This is a genomic window from Streptomyces sp. NPDC047525 (assembly GCF_040643025.1).
In the GTDB taxonomy this organism is placed as follows: Bacteria; Actinomycetota; Actinomycetes; order Streptomycetales; family Streptomycetaceae; genus Streptomyces; species Streptomyces durmitorensis.
The window spans coordinates 109,156-126,930 of the sequence record NZ_JBEYTL010000015.1; the positions used below are offsets into that span (position 1 = coordinate 109,156).

Consider the following 17,775-nt stretch of genomic DNA (forward strand, 5'->3'; position numbering starts at 1 on the left):
AAGTTGCAGTTTGGTTTCCCTTGCAGTACAGAGCCTGCGGAGCATGTGACCCGCGGGCTCTCGTCGTTTTCAGACTTATGCAGTTGTTTCAACAATCGCAGGTTCTGGAGCAGGGCAACCCTTTGGCCCAAGGAGGGCTTATGGCTACCGGAACCGTGAAGTGGTTCAACGCCGAAAAGGGCTTTGGATTCATCGCCCAGGAAGGCGGAGGCCCCGACGTCTTCGTCCACTACTCCGCGATCAACGCGAACGGCTTCCGCTCCCTTGAGGAGAACCAGGCCGTGAACTTCGACGTCACGCAGGGCCCGAAGGGTCCGCAGGCGGAGAACGTCACCCCCATGTAGTGGGGCGCCCCATGCGAATGGGGCGTGTGACAGTTCCGGTGACTTGATCCGGACATGGATAGCAGTACCCAAGGAGCCCTGCCTCTCCGCGCAAGCGGATTGGCGGGGCTCCTGCCTTTTTCTGGCCTGGGGGCCTTGGACGGGGGCTTTGGGTTCTTCTGCGGGTGTGTTGTGGCTGGGCGCGCAGTTCCCCGCGCCCCTATCGGGGCGCCCTCCTATCGGGCGCTGCTCGCCACTGCCCCGGGGTTCCAGCCCTCTCTCGGCACCGAGGCCAGGAGCAGGGTTGTGTACGGGTTCTCCGGCGCCGCCAGGACCCGGTCCGTCGGGCCCTGTTCCACCACCTTGCCCCGGCGCATCACCAGGACCTCGTCGGTGATGTGCTGGACGACGGCCAGGTCGTGGCTGACGAAGACCAGGGCCACCCCTGTGTCCCGGCGGATCTCGCCGAGCAACTGGAGGATCTGGGCCTGGATCGACACGTCCAGTGCCGCCACCGCCTCGTCCAGGACGAGGACTTGGGGGTCCACCGCCAGTGCCCGCGCGATGGCCAGGCGCTGGCGCTGACCGCCGGAGAGTTCGCGGGGGCGGACGCCTGCCTCTCGGGTGCCGAGGCCGACCTGGTCCAGGAGCCCTGCCGCCGACTTCTCGTCCCTGCCGTGCAGGCGCAGGGCCGTGCTCAGGCACTGGGTGGAGGTGAGGCGGGGATCCAGGGAGAGGTAGGGGTCCTGGAAGACCATCTGGATCTCCTTGGCCCTGGCCAGGCGTGCGGTGCGCTTTCGGGGGGTGCGGGCTTCGCGGGGGCGGCCGTTCACCGTCACCGTGCCGGTGTCCTGGCGGGCCAGGCCCACCAGCATGCGGGCGACTGTCGTCTTGCCTGAGCCCGATTCGCCCACTATGCCTATGGATCCTCCCGGTTGGACAGTGAACGTCACGTTCTCGGCTGCCTGATGGCGGCCGCCGCCCGGCAGGGGGTAGCTCTTGCTGAGGCCATCCACCGACAGCAGGTCCTTGGTCGGCATCAGTGGCTCACCTCAGTTGTGTCGGTACTCGGGCTCCGCCCTGCGGAACGCCTGCCCACAACAGCACAGGCGACCGTTCCGCCGTCGTCCAGCGCGAACTGCTCCGGCGTCCACGTCTCGCAGGACTCCTCCGCCTCCCCGCACCGCGACACGAACGGGCAGCCCCCGAACGTGTCCGACAGGGACGGCGGGCGGCCCGGGATCGGGTGGAGGGTGTGGGTCGTGTCGCCCAGGGTGGGCGAGCAGGAGAGCAGGCCCCGGGTGTAGGGGTGTGCCGGTGATCCGAACAGCGCCTTCGCCGAGCGCTCTTCCACCACCCGGCCCGCGTACATGACGTACACGCGGTCGCAGTACGCGGCCGCCAGGTGCAGGTCGTGCGTGATGAAGAGGAGGCCGAGGTCCCGGGTGGAGCGGAGTTGGCGCAGGAGGGCCAGGATCTCCGCCTGCGTCGTGACGTCGAGGGCGCTGGTCGCCTCGTCCGCGAGGAGCAGGCTCGGGTCCGCCGCGAGCGCGCCCGCGATGACCACGCGTTGCAGCATGCCGCCGGAGAGTTCGTGCGGGCGCTGGCGTACGCGGTGTTCGGGGTCGGAGAGGCCGACGGAGTCGAGGAGTTCGACCGCGTGCTCGCGCGTCGCTCCCCTCTCGACCAGGAAGTCGCCGATGCGGCGCACCGGGTTGAGGGCCGCGCGGGGGTCCTGGTGGACCATGGCCACCGTCCGCGCGCGGTGCGTCCGCAGGGCCTCGCCGGTGAGGGTCAGGACTTCGGTGCCGTTCACCCGGACTGTGCCTGACGTGACCGACCCTGCGGGAAGCAGGCCCAGGGCCGCCTTCGCCGTCGTCGATTTGCCCGAGCCCGACTCGCCGACCAGGCCCACGACTTCGCCGGGGCGCACGGTGAGGGACACCGAGTCGAGGAGCGGCCGGGCCGCGCCCGGTATCCGCAAGGTGAGGTCTTCGATCTCCAGCAGCATGGTCACTGCCTCCCTAGCCGGTCGGCGGCCCAGACCCCGACCACGTTGAAGGACACGACGACCAGTGCGATGGCCGTGCCGGGGACGAGGGCCGGGAGCAGTGCGCCCTGGACCACCGCGGCCTGCCCCTCCTGGACCATCAAGCCCCAGTCGGAGGACGGGGGCTGGGCGCCGAAGCCCAGGTAGGAGAGCGTCGCCAGTGACATCAGCGCCTCTCCGAAGAGGACCACCAGGTAGCCCAGGATCGCGCGGCCCAGGTTCGGCACCAGGTGCGCCACGCAGATCCGCGCGCCGCCCATGCCCTGCACCCGGTAGGCGTCGACGTACGGCTTGCGGGCCTCCGAAAGGGCCAGCGAGCGGACGTACTTGGCGATCGTGGGCGTGAAAGCGAGGCCGAGGGCCAGCACTGACGTCGTCATTCCCGCGCCGAAGACGGCGATGATCAGGACGGTGAACAACAGGCCCGGGAACGCGTACATCACGTCCGTGAGCCGTGAGACCAGTGCGTCCACCCAGCCGCCGCGCCAGGCGGCGAGCACCCCGAGCGTGACGCCGAGGACGGCCGCGACGGCCAGGAGCAGGATCGGTGCGATCAGGCTCGTGCGGGTTCCGTACAGGGCGCGGGACAGCAGGTCCTGGCCGGACGAGTCCGTGCCGAGGAGGTGGTCGCCCGACGTCCCGACCAGTGAGGCCGAGAGGTCGATCGCGTCCGGGGCGTAGGGCGCGAGGAGCGGTGCGAACACCGCTGCCAGGACGACGAGGGCGAGCAGGCCGCCGGCCACCATCACCCCGACGGGGCGACGGTTGCGTACGGTCAAGGGCGCGAGCGCCACGGCAGTGGCAGGGGAAGCAGAAGTAGAAGCCATCAGGAACGTGCCTCCTTCACGCGCGGGTCGAGGAGTGGATGCACCACGTCCACCAGCGTCGTCACCACGATGTAGCCGGTGACCATGAGCAGCAGGACCGCCTGCGCCACCGGGAAGTCATGTGTATTGATCGCGCCCACGAGGAGCGAGCCGATGCCGCTGATGCCGAACGCCGTCTCCACGACCACCGTGCCGGCCAGCATTCCCGCCATGACGAGTCCGCACATCGTGATGATCGGGCCGAGCGCGTTGCGCAGGACGTGCCGCCGGATGATGTCCCGTTCCGGGACGCCCGACACGCGTGCCGCCTCCACGTGGTCGGACGCGGCGGCGTCCGCCATCGCCTGGCGCGTGACCCGGCTGATGATGGCGAGTGCTCCGAGCGCCAACGACAGGGCGGGCAGGGTCAGATGGTGCAGCGTTCCGCCGAAGCCCTCCCCCGATCCGGAGACCGGGAACCAGCCCAGCTGCACCCCGAAGAGCGAGACGAGCGCGATGGCCGCCACGAACGAAGGCACCGAGGCCGCGAGCGTCGTTCCGCCCACCACCGCCGAGTCGATCCACGTCGAGCGCTTCACGGCGGCCAGGATTCCGGCCCCCACGCCCAGGACGACGAACAACACCGTGGCGTAGGCGACGAGTTGGAGGGTGGTGGGGAAGCGGGCCGTCACCAGGTCGGCCACCTGGTCGCTGTACTTGAAGGAGCGCCCCAGGTCGAAGTGGACGCAGTCCCACAGCCACCGGCCGTACTGGACCACCAGCGGCTCGTCCAGGTGGTACTGCGCACGCACCTGGGCAAGGCGTTCGGGTGTCAGTTTGTCCCTGCCGCCCGCGAGGAACACCGCCGGGTCACCGGGCGCCGCGTACACGGCGGCGAAGATGACGAACGAGGCGGCGAAGAGGGTGGCGACCAGGCCCGCGAGGCGTCGCGAGATTCGGGCGAGCATCTCTCAACTCACCTTGCCCTTCGCTGTCTTGGGACCGAGCTGGGCCGCCCACGGGTAGTAGAGGTAGGCCTGCGATGCGGGCGGGCCCGTCAGCTTGTCGCTGATGACCAGGGCCGTGGGGACCTGCGCGACCGAGATCCAGACACCCGCGTCCACGAACCGCTTCTGTACGTCGATCGCGAGCTCGGCCCGCTTCGCGTCGTCCAGGGTGCTCAGCGCCCGGTGGACCAACTTGTCGTACGTCGCGTCCTTGAAGCCGACCCAGTTGTTGGACGAGTCGGAGAGGCCGTTGTCGTAGAAACCCATGGGGTCGGCCTTGGAGATGTACCAGTCGCCGACCAGCACGTCGATGTCGGACCGCGCGGCCGGGTCGCTGTAGAACTCCTCGAACTGGGCCGTGGGCACCGTCTTGATCTGGCCCTTGAGGCCGATCCGCTGGAGCGCGGAGCGCACCGCGTTCGCGACGACCGTCCTGCCCTGGCTGCTGTCCGTGCCGATCACGACGGGGTCCGTCGGCGCGCCCGCCTCCTTCACCAGCTCCTTGGCCTTGGCCAGGTCGTCGGCGGTGGGGGTGGCGGGCGCCGCGGCGGACAGCTTCTTCTGGGCCGCCTCGAACTCCGGCTTCTCGTATCCCCAGGCGCCGGAGCCGACCGGTGTGGCCCACGGCTGGACGAGCCCGCCGTAGCCCGACCTGGCGATGCCCGTGCGGTCGATCGCGAGGGACAGCGCCCGTCGGATCTGCGGGTCCTTCAGGCCGCCGCGGGCCGTCGGGATGAGGACGAGCGACGCCGTGGAGGGGCCGTAGTGCTGGTCGAGGCCCTTGCTGGTGCGCAGGGCGGACGCGGTGTTCGGGGACTCCGCGTACGTCCCGTCGGCGGCGCCCGTCTTGAGGGCGTTGACCAGCGCGCTGTCGGAGGCCCAGCGGAAGACGACCTGCCGGGTCAGCGGCTTCTTGCCCCAGTAGCCGTCGTACGCCCCGATGGTGATCGAGTCACCGGACTTCCAGCCCTTCAGCTCGTACGGTCCGCTGCACGCGTCGCCCTGGCCCGGAGTGCCGAAGTCCTTTCCGGCGGCGGTCACTTGCTCCTTGTTCCAGACGATGCCCGCGTCGCCCGCGAGCGCCTTGGTGAAGAGGGCGTCGGGGGACTTGAAGCGGATGGTGATCTCGCGGTCGCCCGTCTTCTTCATGGACTTGACGTTGCCGAACTCGTCGGCCTGCTCCATGTCCGGGTCGGCGTGCCGCTTCAGGGACCACAGCACGTCGTCGGCGGTGAGCTTCGAGCCGTCGTGGAAGGTGACGCCGTCCCGGACGCTCAGGACGAGGGTCTTGTCGTCGGGTGTCTGTGCCTTCTCGGCGAGGAAGGGCTTCGTCGTCATGTCGGGCTGGAGTTGGTACAGCCGCTCGCAGACGTTCGTGAGGACGACGCGGCCCGCGCTGGTGCCCTGGGTGTCGAGGTCGAGGGAGTCCGGCTCGTCCTCCAGGAGCCAGTTCGCCTTGTCCAGCGTGCCCTTGGCGGCGGCGGTCGTCGCGGTCAGCTTCAGCTTGGCGGCGTCGGCGGGCTCGCCGCCGGTCGCGGCCGTGTCGGCGCCGCTGCATCCTGCCGCGGTGAGGAGCGTGGCCACCGCCGCGAGACCCGCGACCGCCGCCCGGCGCCCCTGCCCCCTGCTCGTGCTGGTCCTGGTCATCTGTTGTCTCCGTACGGGCCGTCGTAGAGGTTCCAGGGCATGTGCTGGTAGTCGCGGTCGCAGGGGGTGCCCGCGGTGACGTGGTAATCGCCGCTGGTCAGGTCCACGCAGGAGGAGACGAGCGTCATCCAGTGCTTGACCTCGGGCTTGCGCGGGTCGGGGTGGGTGCAGAGCGACTCGGGGTGGCCGAGGTGGTCGGACATGGCCTGCTTGATCAGCTTGCGGGACTCGTCGGCGCCGGTGGAGGAGCGCAGGGCCCCCAGGCCCTGTTCGGCGCGGGGGACGCGGACGAGCGAGTCCGACGACATGGGCCGGTAGTCGGCGGCGATCGCGGCCGGGATGCCCGCCTGGTAGTGGTTTCCGTGGACGAGGAGGCCGTCCGTGGGGTACATCCAGCCGTGCCCGGCGGGCGTCGTCTCCAGGTCGACGGCGAAGCCCTCGCGGCAGGTGAGCAGGGCGTTGGACGCGATGTGCGCGCGGGTGCGGCAGAGCACTTCGAGGGCGTCGGTGATGGAGTGCTGGTCCAGGACGCTGCGGCGTACGACGGTCTGCGGGAGGCCGATCGCGTCGTTGAAGCGCCCGCCGAGGCCGTTCGCGTTGAGGGCGATGCCCGCCGAGTTGGCGCCCTGGCGGCCGATCTGGCCCGCCTCGACCTGCATGATCAGGGTCGGGTGCGGGGGCTGGACGATACGCAGCATGACGACGGTGTCGGCGACCCCGGCCCGCCAGTCCCAGTTCTGCCCGGCCCAGACGTGGCCGTCCCCGCTGGCCTCTCCGTAGGCGGCGAAGGAGGTGCAGCCCTCGGCGGGCTCCTCCTCCGTGGCCTGCTCGGCCTTCATGTCCGCGAAGGAGCGGTCGTAGATGACCTCGCCGCGGGCGTTGAGGGCGAGGATGTCGGTGAGGTCGACGCCGGCGCCCTCGGCGATGCCGCGCATCTCCTCCAGGAGGTGGGGCGCGTAGTCGCGGACGGGCTCCGTCCAGCGGGCGGCGCGGGTGGCGACCTGGCTCCAGGTCAGGCCCGACGACTGGCCGAACGCCTCCTCGTAATAGGCGAGGGCGGCGTGCAGCTGGGGGCGGACGGCTTCGCCGTACTGGTGGCCGCGCTCGACGGGGGTGCCGGATATCTCGATGACCGGGAGGGTGCGTTCGGAGCGTTCGGGGGCGGCGGGGGCGGTGCGGGGTGCCATTGTTCTCCTCGCGGCGGAGAGGTTCCGTCAACCGTCCTGTAACGTCGATTACAGGAATCTCTCCTTCTGGAATGCGTTGCCAGGAGAGTAACGGCCATCACACGAGAGTCAATAGCTGTAATGGAAATTTCAGAGGATGGTACGGGGGCCGGGCCCTCCGGCGGGGCGGGACTCGCACGGCTGCGGGCCGCGGTGCGCGACCAGTGGGAGACGCTCTCGACGTCCGAGCGGGCCGTCGCCCAGTACCTGGTCAGCGCGCCCGTCGAGGCCCTGCTCTTCGCCAGCGCCCAGGAGCTGGGCACGGCGAGCGGCACCAGCAACGCGACGGTCGTGCGCGCCCTCCAGCGCCTGGGCTACGCGGGCCTGCCCGCGCTGAAGCGGGAACTGACGTCGGACTTCACGTCGGCGGTACCGCCCGAGGTGCGTCTGCGGCAGCGCATCGCGCACGTGGGCCGGGACCTGGACGACATCTGGGGCGAGGTCTTCGACGAGGCGCAGGAGCGCATCGAGCACGCGCGGCGCCTGACGCCGGGCGAGGCGCTGCGGGACGCGGTGGGCTTCCTCGCGCAGGCCACGGAGATCCACTGCTACGGTATCGCGGCGTCCGAACTCGCCGCGCGGCACCTGGCGTTGGCGCTCGGCAGGATCGGCCGCCGGGCCCGCTACTTCGGGGACACCGGGTTCACCCTCGCCGACCGCCTGCTCGCCGTGCGGCAGGGCGACGCGGTGGTGATCTTCCAGCCGGGGCGTGCGCTGACCGAGCTGACGGTGCTGATAGAGCGGGCGCGGGCGGTGGGGGCGCGGGTCGTCCTGGTCACGGACGAGCTGGCGGAGCTGTACGGGCCGCGGGTGGACGCGATCCTGACGGCGCCGCATACGCCTACCGGCATCACGACGGAGGCGCTGACCGCGCTGCTCGTGGCGGACGCGCTGCTTCTCTCCCTGGCGACGCTGGACGAGGGGCTCGCGGTGGAGACGTCCCATCAACTGACCGCACTGCGGGAGCAGTTGCTGTCACCGAAGCCGCGCAAGGGGTGACCTCGGTGCGGGCCGGTGGGGCTGGTCGCGCAGCTCCCCGCGCCCCTTACGGGGCTATACGTGCTGCATCACGAGGACGAAGGTCGTGCCGGGCTCCAGCGCCTCGTACAGATGCGGGACGTCTCCCCGGTACGACATGTAGTCACCGGCGGCCAGCTCCACCGTCTCGTCGCGCGGCCCGGCGAGCAGCCGCCCGGTGGAGACGACGAGGTGTTCCACGGACCCCGGGATGTGGGGATCCGACTCACGCACGCTGCCCGGCTCCACCGCCGCGTGATAGATGTCCCGCCGGACTCCGGCGGGAGCCGCGGAGAGCAACGTCCCCGCGTACGAGGCCTGTTCGGCGTGCACGGTCGGCCCCTCCCCCGCCCGGATCACGGTCACGGCGGGGGCCGGTGACTCCACGAGCACGCTGAACGGCACCCCGAGCGCCACGGCGAGGGCCCACAGCGTCTCGATGCCCGGATTGCCGGTGGCCGCCTCCAGCTGGGAGAGCGTCGACTTCGCGATCCCGGCCCGCTTGGCCAGCTCGGAGAGCGAGATCCCGGCCTTGACTCGCTCGCGCCGCAGGGCGGCGGCGATCCATTCACGGGGGAGGCGGGAGGGGGTGGGGGCGCCCGGCGCCTCCCCGGCACCCGTACCCACGCTCTCGTCCGCCCTGCCCCGCGCCCTGTCCGGCGTCATGCCCCTCGCTCCCTCGCCTCGCACCAATCGTTCGGTGTGGCGAACATTCCGTTCGGCTTGACGAACGCTCGCCACTCCACCCATCCTACGGCGTATGCGTTCGTCAGACCGAACAGACAGCCCGCCAGAGCGAACGAACGACGGTTTCGTGCGCCTCTCCCATCTGCCCCGCGGTGTCCTGCGCGACATCGCCCTCGTCTGGCTCGCCGACGCCGTCGTCGGTGTCTCCTTCGGCGCCATCGCCGTCGCAGGCGGCCTGCCCCTCTGGGTGCCGGTGCTGATGTCGCTGCTCGTGTACGCGGGCTCCGCCCAGTTCAGCGCCATCGGGATCCTCGTCGCGGGCGGCGGTCCGGTGGCCGCCGCGGCGACCGGACTGCTGCTCAACTCCCGCACCGCCGCGTTCAGCCTCGCCGTCGCCGACAGCCTCGGCCGGACCTGGGCCGCACGGCTCCTGGGCGCGCATCTGATCACCGACGAGACGGCGGCCTTCGCCCTCGCGCAGCCCGACCAGAAGCGGCGCAAGGCCGCGTTCTGGATATCCGGGCTCGGCCTGTTCGCCGTATGGAACCTCAGCGTCCTCGGCGGCGCCCTCGCCGGGTCCGCCCTCGGCGACACCGCCCGCTTCGGGCTCGACGCCGCGTTCCCCGCGGTCCTCCTCGCCCTGGTGCTGCCCGCGCTGCGCGGCGACAGCATGACGCGGCGGGCCGCGGCAGCCGGTGCCGTCATCGCGGTCGCCGCCGCGCCGGTGCTGCCCGCCGGGGTGCCGGTGCTGCTCGCCCTGCTCGGGCTGCTCGCCGCCCGGCGCGGGCCGCGCCGCCCCGCAGGCCGCCCCGCTCCGACCGCCCCTGCCACCACCACCCCGAGGAGCGACTCGTGAACGCCTACCTCGCCTGCGTCCTGGTCCTCGCCGCAGGAACGTACGCCTTCCGCCTCGCAGGTCCTGTGCTGCACGGGCGCATCGAACTGCCCGCCCGGGTCCAGGAGCTCCTGACCGTCGGGGCCACCGTCCTGCTCGTCGCGCTGCTCGCCACCGGCGCTCTCACCGAGGGGCACGGGTTCGCCGGGTGGGCGCGGCCCATAGGCGTCCTGGCGGGCGGGGTGCTCGCCTGGCGGAAGGCTCCCTTCGCCGTGGTCGTGGTCGGCGCGGCGGCGACTACGGCGCTGTTGCGGCTTGCGGGGGTGGCGTAGCCGACGAGTCCCCCTTCTCGTAGAGACCGGCCACCACTCCCGCGTACCGCTCCGCAACCGCCCTCCTGCGTACCTTCAGGCTCGGCGTGAGCAGCCCGCCCTCCACCGTGAAGTCCTCGTCAAGGACCGCGAATTCACGGATGCGGGCCGGGCGCGAGACCTCCGCGTTGGCCGCGTCCACCACCTCCTGGACCAGGGCGCGCACCCGGGGGTCCCGCGACGGCGGTTCGGTCAGCTCCACGCCCTCCCTTGTGGCCCAGCCGCTGATCTCCTCCGCGTCCAGCGTGATCAGGGCCACCGGGTAGGGGCGCTTGTCGCCCACCATCACCGCGCGGGACACGAACCGCGAGCGCTGGATGGCGAATTCGCTGAGGGACGGGGTGAGGTTCTTGCCGCCCGAGGTGATGATCAGGTCCTTCTTGCGGCCGGTGATGCTGAGGTAGCCGTCGGCGTCGACGGCACCCAGGTCGCCGGTGTGCAGCCAGCCCTCGTCGTCCAGGGCGTCGCGGGTGGCGGCGGAATTCGCGTGGTAGCCGGGGAAGACCATCGCGCCCCGGGCAAGCACCTCCCCGTCGTCGGCGATGCGGACCTCGCAGCCCTCGACGGGGCGGCCGACCGTGCCGTACCGGACCGCGCCGGGGTGGTTGAGGCTGATGACACCGGCCGACTCCGTCATCCCGTACCCCTCGTAGACCGCGATGCCGCAGGCCCGCAGGAAGTCGACGACGTGCGGCGCGATCGGGGCGCCGCCGGTCAGCGCCCACCGCACGCGGCCTCCCAGCGCCTGCCGGACCAGGCCGTACAGGGCCTTGTCGGCGGCCTCGTACGCGTCCTGGAGATCGGGCGGCAAGACGCCGTCCGCAGCGAGCACCCCGATGCGCACCGCCTCCTCGAAGCGTTCGCGGCCGCCGTCCTGGGACTCCGCCAGGGAGAGGACCACGGAGTGCACCTTCTCGAACAGGCGCGGCACGGACGGCAGATGCGTGGGCCTCGCCTCCGCGAGTTCGGCGACGACATTCTCGATCCGCCCGCCGTAGAAGCAGAGTTCGCCGCCTTCGATGAGGGTCGTGAACTCGATGAGCTGGGCCAGGAGATGGGCCAGCGGGAGATAGAGGTACGTCGAGTCGCCTGGACCGCCGTCGATCAGCGGGAGCGTCGCGGACTGGACCGCGCCCAGGTTGGCGTGGGTGAGGAGGCAGCCCTTGGGCAGGCCTGTGGTGCCGGAGGTGTAGATGATGGTGGCCAGATCGGCGGGAGCGCGGGTCCGGGCGCGGTCCAACAAGGCGTCCGGCGGCGCTTGTTCGGCGGGCGGCTCGCGGTCCGTCATCAGCGTCACGTGCCGGACGCCGGGCAGCCGTGGCCGCAGGCGCTCGATCTTCGCCGCCTGCGCGGCGTTCTCACAGATCACCACCGAGGCGGCGGAGTCGCCGATGACCCACTCGACCTCCTCGTCGCCCGCCGTCGGATAGACGGGGACGACCACCGCGCCCGCCGCGAAGACGGCGAAGTGCGCGTAGGTCCACTCGGGGCGGGTCTCGGCGAGGATCGCCACGCGGTCGTCAGGACGGACGCCCAGCGCGAGCAGCTCCGCACCGAAGTCCCTTACGTGTGTGCGCAGTTGGTCGTACGAGACCTCCTCCCACGCCCCGCCTCCGGTCTTGAAGCGGAGGGCGGGCAGCTTGCCGTGGCGGTCGGCCGCCCACTCGGTGAGGACGGCCAGGGTCTCGGGGCGCTCCGTCGGCTGCATGGCTACGACGCTAGGGACCGGGCGGGCCGTCGCGGGATGACGGGAAGCGTCAGCGCGGTTGGCCGCGGAGCTCAGCTCGGCGGCGCACTTGCTCAGAAGATCCTCAAAACTCTTGTTGCGCCAGGGGCCCCGGCGTCAGTATCCCTCCCAAGCCCGACGCCCCAACCGCCCCTGACCAGGGCGGTACCGACCGGTGTCGGCCATCGCCACGCGATGAACAAAAAGGGGAACACACATGTCCATATCGAGAAACGTCCTGCGCACCGCCGCGCTCTCCGTCACCGCGGCCCTCGCGCTCGCGGCGACCGGACCGATCGCCTCCGCCACCGAGGCCGCCAACGCCCGTGCCGCCGAGCACAAGGCCGCCGCGCAAGTACTGACCGCCGTCGCCGAGGACGCGGACGTGCCGCAGATCGTCGAAGAGGGTCTGGAGGAGCGACTGGGGGCGCTTCCCCAGAACCCGACGACCCAGCAGCTCGTCGAGGCGATGTACCCGGGCGACGAGGCGGCCCAGAAGGCGGCGCTCGCCCAGCTCGCACCGCAGGGTGCACAGGCGCAGGGCGTCCAGCTGCGCGGCTGGGACACCGCCTGGAAGGTGACCAAGTGCGTGGGCGCGATCGGCGCCTTCATCGCGGGCAACGCCCTGCTCGTCACCAAGGCCACCAAGTTCGGCGGCGTGCTCAAGGGCGCCAAGCTCATCGTGCAGGCCGGCAACAAGGAGGAGCGGATCAAGCTGCTCGTCGCCATCTTCGGCGAGGTCACCGGCATCTCCACCATCGCCACCGCCTGCGGCTGAGTCCCGGTCGCAACGCAAAGGCCGAGATACGAGAGGCCGAGATACGAAAGGAGGCCTTGACCCATGGAGACCACCTTCAAGGCTTCGTTCATGCTGGCCGTGGCCGCCGAAATCGTCCTGGTCGCCGTCCTGGTCTTCCAGGTCTGGCGCAAGGAGCGGCACGGCAGCACGGCACCACTGGTGTTCACCGGCGATGACGCGCTGGCCGGTGCCGCGCTGTTCGGGGGCGCGATGACCCTCACCGCGCTGCTCTCCGACGGCTGGGGCGGGATGTCGACCACGGACACCCTGCTGTACGCGGTGACGTTCGGCATCGTCACCGCGGGGTTCGCGACGTTCCTGCGCCGGGCGGACAAGGGGCGGCCCGAGTACGGGCGCATCGCCTTCCTGCTGCCCGTCGGCTTCGGGGTGCTCGCGGGCCTGTCCGGCGTCTGACGGCGGGGCGGGGCGGCCGGGGAGGTGCACATCCCCGGCCGCCCCGCCCTTTTCGCCACGGGCCGCGTCGGGCCCGAACCGTTTCGGGTGGGGCCACGACGGGGGAAGGAAACCCCATGCCCAGCAGGACCATCACCGTCCACCACGTCCGCGCCATGCTGCACGGCGCCGAACGCCAGGGAATCGACACCGTCCCGCTGCTCCGCACCGCGCAGATCCCGCCGCTCCTTCTCGGCGACGACCGGGCCCGCATCACCGAGGTCCAGTTCGCCCGCCTCTTCCGGGAGCTGTACCGCGCCACCGGCGACGAGTTCCTCGGCCTCGGCGCGGCCGTCAGCAGGCCAGGCACCTTCGCGATGATGTGCCACGCGTCCCTCGGCTGCCGCGACCTCGGCGCCGCCATGGAGCGCGGCGTCACGTTCTACGGCCTGTTCCCCGGCGGCCCCGACCTCACCCTTGAGCACCGCGACACCGGCAGCGCCGTCTTCGCCGTACGCAACGACCTCGAGCACGACTACTTCCTCGCCGAGTGTCTCGTCATCATCTGGCACCGGCTGTGCAGCTGGCTGATCGGACGCCGCATCCCGCTCCACTGGGCCGAGTTCGGGCATCCGCCGCCCCCGCACAAGGGCGAGTACGGACTCCTCTTCGGCTGCCCGGTCCGCTTCGGTGCGGCCCGCACCGGTGCCGGGTTCGACGAGCACTGGCTGTCCGCCCCGCTGATCCGGGACGAGGCCGCGCTGGAGGGGATGCTGGAGCGGGCGCCGTTCGACCTCCTGTCGCGGCGCGAGTACGGGACGACGGTCGCCGAGCAGGTGCGGCGCGCCCTCGCCCGCGCTCTGCGCACCTCTCCCCGGCTGCCCTCGCTCGGCGAGATCGCCGCCCGCCTCGCGGTGAGCCCCGCGACGCTGCGGCGGCGCCTGGCCCAGGAGTCCACCTCGTACCAGCAGTTGAAGGACGCCGTGCGGCGCGACGCGGCGATCGCGGGGCTCACCGAGGGGACGGAGCCGATCGCCGAGCTCGCCGCGCGGCTCGGGTTCTCCGAGGACACGGCCTTCCACCGGGCGTTCCGGCGGTGGACGGGGACGACTCCGGGGACCTACCGGGTGGCGCATCCCTACGACGAATCGTGGGTGCCGGAGGCCGAGTCGGGGTCAGGGGCAGGGTCAGGGTCGGAGACAGGATCGGGTCCGGGCTGGGGGTGATCCTCCGCCGGTGTCCCCCACCGGTGGGAGTAGGCGACGTGCGACTGCTCCAACTGACCCTGGGCCGCCAGCGCGTCACCCATGTCCTTCAGCGCCGCCGCGTACGAACCGGGGTCGGTCTCGGGGTCCACCAGAGCGAGCACGGCCTGGTACACGGTCACCGCCTCCGCGTAGGCGCCCTCGACGCCCTTCCCTCCCAACTCCTCATAGGTGAGGCCCACGTTGTGGAGGTACGTGGCCCGCCCGGCGGATTCCGGGAACCTCAGGAGCTCGCCCGTGATCTGCCGCAGCACGGCGGCGGCTTCGGCCAACTCCCCCATGACCACCAGGCAGTTGGCGAGGGCGTTCATGGTCACGACGAGCTCGCCCGGCTGGTCGGCGCGGCGGCGGTACGCGATGGCCTGCTGGTAGTGATCGACCGCCTCCTCCAGCTGCCCGGCGCCACGGTAGGTGTCCGCGATGTCCTGGAGGATGCCGCCGTGGACGCCGGGGGACTCCTCGGGGTCGGCAAGCGCGCGGGCCTCCTCGAAGCAGGCCAGGGCCTGCGCGTGCCAGACGGAGGGCCCGGCGAGGTTCCGGTTGGCGTACCGGAACTGCGGGCTTCCGCCGCTGAGGTGCTGGCGGCCCCGGTCGACGAGGCCGCCGACGAGCACGGCCGCCGTCGCCAGGGTCTCCGCGTGATCGGGGCCGAGGACGCGCCGCAGGTCGGCCAGGACCTGCCGGTAGGCGATGACGGAGCCCGCCGTGTCCCCCGCGACGCCCCACGTGTAGCCGAGGCTGCGGCGCGTGGTGAGGGTGTCGAGGTGGTCGGCGCCCAGGACGCGGTCCATGTCGGACACGAGCAGCTCGAAGGTGACCAGGGCGGTGGTCACGTCGCCGGAGACCCGCTGCCAGTAGGCCAGTTCGCGGCGAGTGCCGAGCGTCTCGGCGTGGTCGGGGCCAAGGACGCGGACCCGGTCGGCGAGCAGCTGCCGGTACGCGGCCACGGCTCCCCTCTTGTCCCCCTCCTCGCCCCGGTAGAGGGCGAGGTTGTGGCGGGCCCGGAAGAGGTCGGGGTGGTCGCGGCCGAGCACGCGCTCGCGGTCGACGATGAGCTGCTCAAGGGCGGCGATGGCGCCCGCCGTGTCCCCCGCGTCGCCCCACCACAGGGCGAGCGAGCCGCGGGTGTCGAGGGTCTCGGGGTGGTCGTCGCCGAGGACCCACTGCCGGACCACGAGGATCTGCTCCAGGCTGGCGAGTGCACCCGCGACATTCCCCACGAGGCCGTGGGCGTGGGCCAGTTCGTGCCGGGCGCGAAGGGTGTCGCGGTCGTAGGGCCCCAGGACCCGTTCGCAGTCGACCAGGGCCTCCTGGAGTCCGGTGAGCGCCTCGTCCGGGTAGCCCGCCATGCCGCGCAGGTCGGCGAGCTGGAGCCGGATGCGCAGGGTCTGGCGGTGGTCGGGGCCGAGCCGGTCGTGGGCGAGCCGCCCGAGGGTGCCGAAGTAGACGAGGGCGGCCGTGACCTGGCCGCCCTCCTGGACGCTGTCCCCGGCGAGGAGGAGCACGGGGTGAATGCCCGACCGCCACAGGGCGGGCTCGGCCACCCGTCGTACGGCATCGGCGTTGGCCCGAAGCACCTGGGCGAGCGCGGTGTCGCGTTCCACGTCGGGCCAGGCGGCGACGAGCGCGTCGGCGGCCACGACGGCGGCCTCCTCCAGGGCGCCGTGCGGCAGGGATTCGCGGAAGGTGCGCTGGATGAGCTGGTGCACGCGGACGGCCTGGTGCGGGACGCCGGGCGTGTGGTCGATCAGGCTCAGGCGGTGCAGGGCACGCAGCGCTCCGACGGCGTCCTCCGCGGTCACGGGGTCCGGGGTGTGCGGGGTGCGGTGCGCGGCGAGGTGGGCGAGGGCGGGCGGGCTGGTGAGGACGGCCGCCGGGATGCCGTTCGGGTCGAGCAGCGCGATGAGGGCGAGCATGGGCCGGGCGAGACCGCGGGGCCGCATGGCGTCGGCGCGCTCGACGGAGAGGGACCAGGTGGCGGTGATGGTGGCGGTCTGGGTGTCGGGCAGCATGCCACGCTCGGGAAAGAGACGCTCCAACTCCCGGCTGCGCACCCGTAGTTGCCGCCGGTACTCGGCACAGGACACATCCCGGGCCTCCAGCAGATAGGCGGCGGCCTGGGAGAGGGCAAGCGGCAGATCCCCCAGATCCCCGGCAAGCCGCGCCACACAGCCACCCGGATCATGACGACCGGGGCAGCCGAAGCCCTGCCTCGCACCGGCACACCCAAGGCCGTCCCGCCCGGCCCCGCTCTGCCCGGCGTCGCCGTACCGGACAGACCCCTGCCCGGCGTCATCCCACCCCACATCACCGCGCCCCACCGAACCGATCCCCACATCACCGCGCCCGACAGCCCCCCACCCCGCACCGCCGTGCCCCACCGAACCGATCCCCGCACCCCCGCGCCCCGCATCCCCGCACCCCGCCCCCGCGCCCCCGCCCGCCCCCTCATGCCCGGCATCCAGCACCCGCGTCAGATAGTTGACCGACTCCTCCCTCGCGAAGAGCCCCACCTCGATGCTCCGGCGGCCGTGTCCCGTCAGGACCGCGTCCCTGCGGCGCGTCGTGATCAGCGTGCGGCCCCTCGGGCTCGCCGGAGGCCACAGGCCGCCCCTGTGCAGGGCGGGGTCCGCGAGGAGGTCCACCGGGTCGGCCAGGTCGTCCAGGACGATCAGCCAGCTCGGGCCGCCCGCCGGGCGCGGTTCGAGCCAGGCCAGGAAGCGGGCCGCGGCCTGCTCGGAGTCCGCGCGGGCCAGGCCGAGCCACTCCTCGGCCGCCTGCGCGTACGCGGTGACGACGGCCTCACGGTTGACGGCGGTGACCCACAGGAGCAGGTCGATCTCACCGCTGTCCCGCAGGTCACGCGCGTACCGCGCCGCCAGCTGGGTCTTGCCCACACCGCCGGTACCGGCCAGCACCTGGCCGAGCACGGCGGTTCCCCCGGCAGCCATCTCCCGGGCGAGAAGCCCGCCGACGGCACGCCCCTGGAAGCAGTGCGCCTCCTGGGGCAGCACGCCGACGAGGTGCGGCCACTCCCTCGCGGGCGGGCCTGCGGCAGCCGGTCCGCTCAGCCCTGGGGCGGAGCCGGCGGTGTAGGGCCCCCGGGGGCTCCCTGCCACAGCCCCCCGTGCACCTCGCTGATGTTGATCGTCGCGCCATGGCTCTCGTACGACCCGACCACGGAGGTCGCACCGGGCCCCGCGACCGAGATCCCGCCGATGTCGGGTGCGGCGCCGTGCCCCTCGACGAGCGCCTGCAACTGGGCCACCGCCTCGCGGCGCCGCGCCTCGTCCAGGGACTCCAGGAGCATCTCGAAGCGCGTACGCCACGAGGCCTCTTCGTCGATGCGGGCCCGCAGAGCCGCATCACCTCCCGGCCCGGTCAGCGCCACCGCCGTCTGGTCCAGCCGCGCCAGCTCCGCCCGCTCCCGCTCCTCGTCGCCGCGCCCGAACCACCGGGCCACGGCCTGCCTGATCCCGGCCCACGCGTCCGTACCCGCGGCCCGCGCCACGGCCAGACCCCCCGCCGCGGCCAACGCCGTCATCGTGCTGTCGAGCATCCCCCCACCCTTCCTCGTACACCCGAAGCGCACCTGAAGCACACCCGAAGGCTCCCCCCTTGAA

At 72.0% G+C, this 17,775-nt stretch carries 17 protein-coding genes; 7 read left to right on the forward strand and 10 right to left on the reverse strand.

Going from position 1 to position 17,775, the window contains the following annotated elements; genetic code table 11:
• The first annotated feature begins 140 nt into the window (after positions 1-140).
• Complete coding sequence (locus tag ABZ833_RS33930) at positions 141-344, forward strand: cold-shock protein (RefSeq protein ID WP_361054907.1); 204 nt, start codon at positions 141-143, stop codon at positions 342-344.
• Positions 345-559: 215 nt separating this feature from the next.
• On the opposite strand, the gene ABZ833_RS33935 is transcribed toward ABZ833_RS33930, so the two are convergent.
• Genes ABZ833_RS33935 through ABZ833_RS33960 form a run of 6 tightly spaced genes read right to left on the reverse strand, consistent with a single transcriptional unit; the run spans position 560 to position 7,020 of the window.
• A complete protein-coding gene (locus ABZ833_RS33935; protein ID WP_361054910.1) occupies positions 560-1,363 on the reverse strand; it encodes an ATP-binding cassette domain-containing protein in 804 nt (267 codons plus the stop codon).
• Positions 1,363-2,334 (reverse strand): ABC transporter ATP-binding protein, encoded by a 972-nt coding sequence (locus tag ABZ833_RS33940; protein ID WP_361054913.1) that lies wholly within the window; start codon positions 2,332-2,334, stop codon positions 1,363-1,365. The genes ABZ833_RS33935 and ABZ833_RS33940 overlap by 1 nt, the downstream gene beginning before the upstream one ends.
• A 2-nt stretch (positions 2,335-2,336) precedes the next feature.
• Positions 2,337-3,200: an ABC transporter permease gene (locus ABZ833_RS33945; protein ID WP_361054916.1), complete on the reverse strand. Its 864-nt coding sequence runs from the start codon at positions 3,198-3,200 to the stop codon at positions 2,337-2,339.
• Positions 3,200-4,147: an ABC transporter permease gene (locus tag ABZ833_RS33950; RefSeq protein WP_361054919.1), complete on the reverse strand. Its 948-nt coding sequence runs from the start codon at positions 4,145-4,147 to the stop codon at positions 3,200-3,202. The genes ABZ833_RS33945 and ABZ833_RS33950 overlap by 1 nt, the downstream gene beginning before the upstream one ends.
• Positions 4,148-4,150: 3 nt before the next feature.
• Positions 4,151-5,833, reverse strand: a complete 1,683-nt coding sequence (locus ABZ833_RS33955) for an ABC transporter substrate-binding protein (RefSeq protein WP_361054922.1) — start codon at positions 5,831-5,833, stop codon at positions 4,151-4,153.
• Positions 5,830-7,020 carry a C45 family peptidase gene (locus ABZ833_RS33960; RefSeq protein WP_361054925.1) on the reverse strand — a complete coding sequence of 397 codons (1,191 nt, stop codon included), beginning with the start codon at positions 7,018-7,020 and terminating at the stop codon, positions 5,830-5,832. The genes ABZ833_RS33955 and ABZ833_RS33960 overlap by 4 nt, the downstream gene beginning before the upstream one ends.
• Before the next feature lie 120 nt (positions 7,021-7,140).
• Between ABZ833_RS33960 and ABZ833_RS33965 the strand changes: the two genes are divergently transcribed.
• Positions 7,141-8,058: a MurR/RpiR family transcriptional regulator gene (locus ABZ833_RS33965; RefSeq protein WP_361054928.1), complete on the forward strand. Its 918-nt coding sequence runs from the start codon at positions 7,141-7,143 to the stop codon at positions 8,056-8,058.
• 54 nt (positions 8,059-8,112) lie between these two features.
• Here ABZ833_RS33965 and ABZ833_RS33970 read toward each other — a convergent pair whose 3' ends face one another.
• The gene (locus ABZ833_RS33970) at positions 8,113-8,742 is read right to left on the reverse strand and encodes an XRE family transcriptional regulator (protein ID WP_361054931.1); all 630 of its coding nucleotides are present in this window, start codon (positions 8,740-8,742) and stop codon (positions 8,113-8,115) included.
• Between the two features lie 94 nt (positions 8,743-8,836).
• Here ABZ833_RS33970 and ABZ833_RS33975 point away from each other — a divergent pair, with 94 nt between their 5' ends.
• Together ABZ833_RS33975 and ABZ833_RS33980 are read left to right on the forward strand one after the other, a co-directional pair.
• Positions 8,837-9,619, forward strand: coding sequence for an AzlC family ABC transporter permease (locus ABZ833_RS33975; protein ID WP_361054934.1), 783 nt, complete (start codon positions 8,837-8,839; stop codon positions 9,617-9,619).
• Positions 9,616-9,930 carry an AzlD domain-containing protein gene (locus ABZ833_RS33980; protein ID WP_361054937.1) on the forward strand — a complete coding sequence of 105 codons (315 nt, stop codon included), beginning with the start codon at positions 9,616-9,618 and terminating at the stop codon, positions 9,928-9,930. Before ABZ833_RS33975 ends, ABZ833_RS33980 begins: the two co-directional genes overlap by 4 nt.
• On the opposite strand, the gene ABZ833_RS33985 is transcribed toward ABZ833_RS33980, so the two are convergent.
• A complete protein-coding gene (locus tag ABZ833_RS33985) occupies positions 9,896-11,677 on the reverse strand; it encodes a long-chain fatty acid--CoA ligase (RefSeq protein WP_361054940.1) in 1,782 nt (593 codons plus the stop codon). The genes ABZ833_RS33980 and ABZ833_RS33985 overlap by 35 nt on opposite strands.
• A 235-nt stretch (positions 11,678-11,912) precedes the next feature.
• Here ABZ833_RS33985 and ABZ833_RS33990 point away from each other — a divergent pair, with 235 nt between their 5' ends.
• The 3 genes from ABZ833_RS33990 (at position 11,913) to ABZ833_RS34000 (ending at position 14,113) form a co-directional block, all read left to right on the forward strand.
• The gene (locus ABZ833_RS33990; RefSeq protein WP_361054943.1) at positions 11,913-12,473 is read left to right on the forward strand and encodes a hypothetical protein; all 561 of its coding nucleotides are present in this window, start codon (positions 11,913-11,915) and stop codon (positions 12,471-12,473) included.
• Between the two features lie 63 nt (positions 12,474-12,536).
• Complete coding sequence (locus ABZ833_RS33995) at positions 12,537-12,908, forward strand: hypothetical protein (protein WP_249588477.1); 372 nt, start codon at positions 12,537-12,539, stop codon at positions 12,906-12,908.
• A 116-nt stretch (positions 12,909-13,024) separates the two neighbouring features.
• Positions 13,025-14,113 (forward strand): AraC family transcriptional regulator, encoded by a 1,089-nt coding sequence (locus ABZ833_RS34000; RefSeq protein WP_361054947.1) that lies wholly within the window; start codon positions 13,025-13,027, stop codon positions 14,111-14,113.
• Here ABZ833_RS34000 and ABZ833_RS34005 read toward each other — a convergent pair.
• Positions 14,026-17,271: a tetratricopeptide repeat protein gene (locus tag ABZ833_RS34005; protein ID WP_361054950.1), complete on the reverse strand. Its 3,246-nt coding sequence runs from the start codon at positions 17,269-17,271 to the stop codon at positions 14,026-14,028. The genes ABZ833_RS34000 and ABZ833_RS34005 overlap by 88 nt on opposite strands.
• Positions 17,220-17,711 (reverse strand): hypothetical protein, encoded by a 492-nt coding sequence (locus ABZ833_RS34010; RefSeq protein ID WP_361054954.1) that lies wholly within the window; start codon positions 17,709-17,711, stop codon positions 17,220-17,222. Before ABZ833_RS34010 ends, ABZ833_RS34005 begins: the two co-directional genes overlap by 52 nt.
• Positions 17,712-17,775 lie beyond the last annotated feature (64 nt).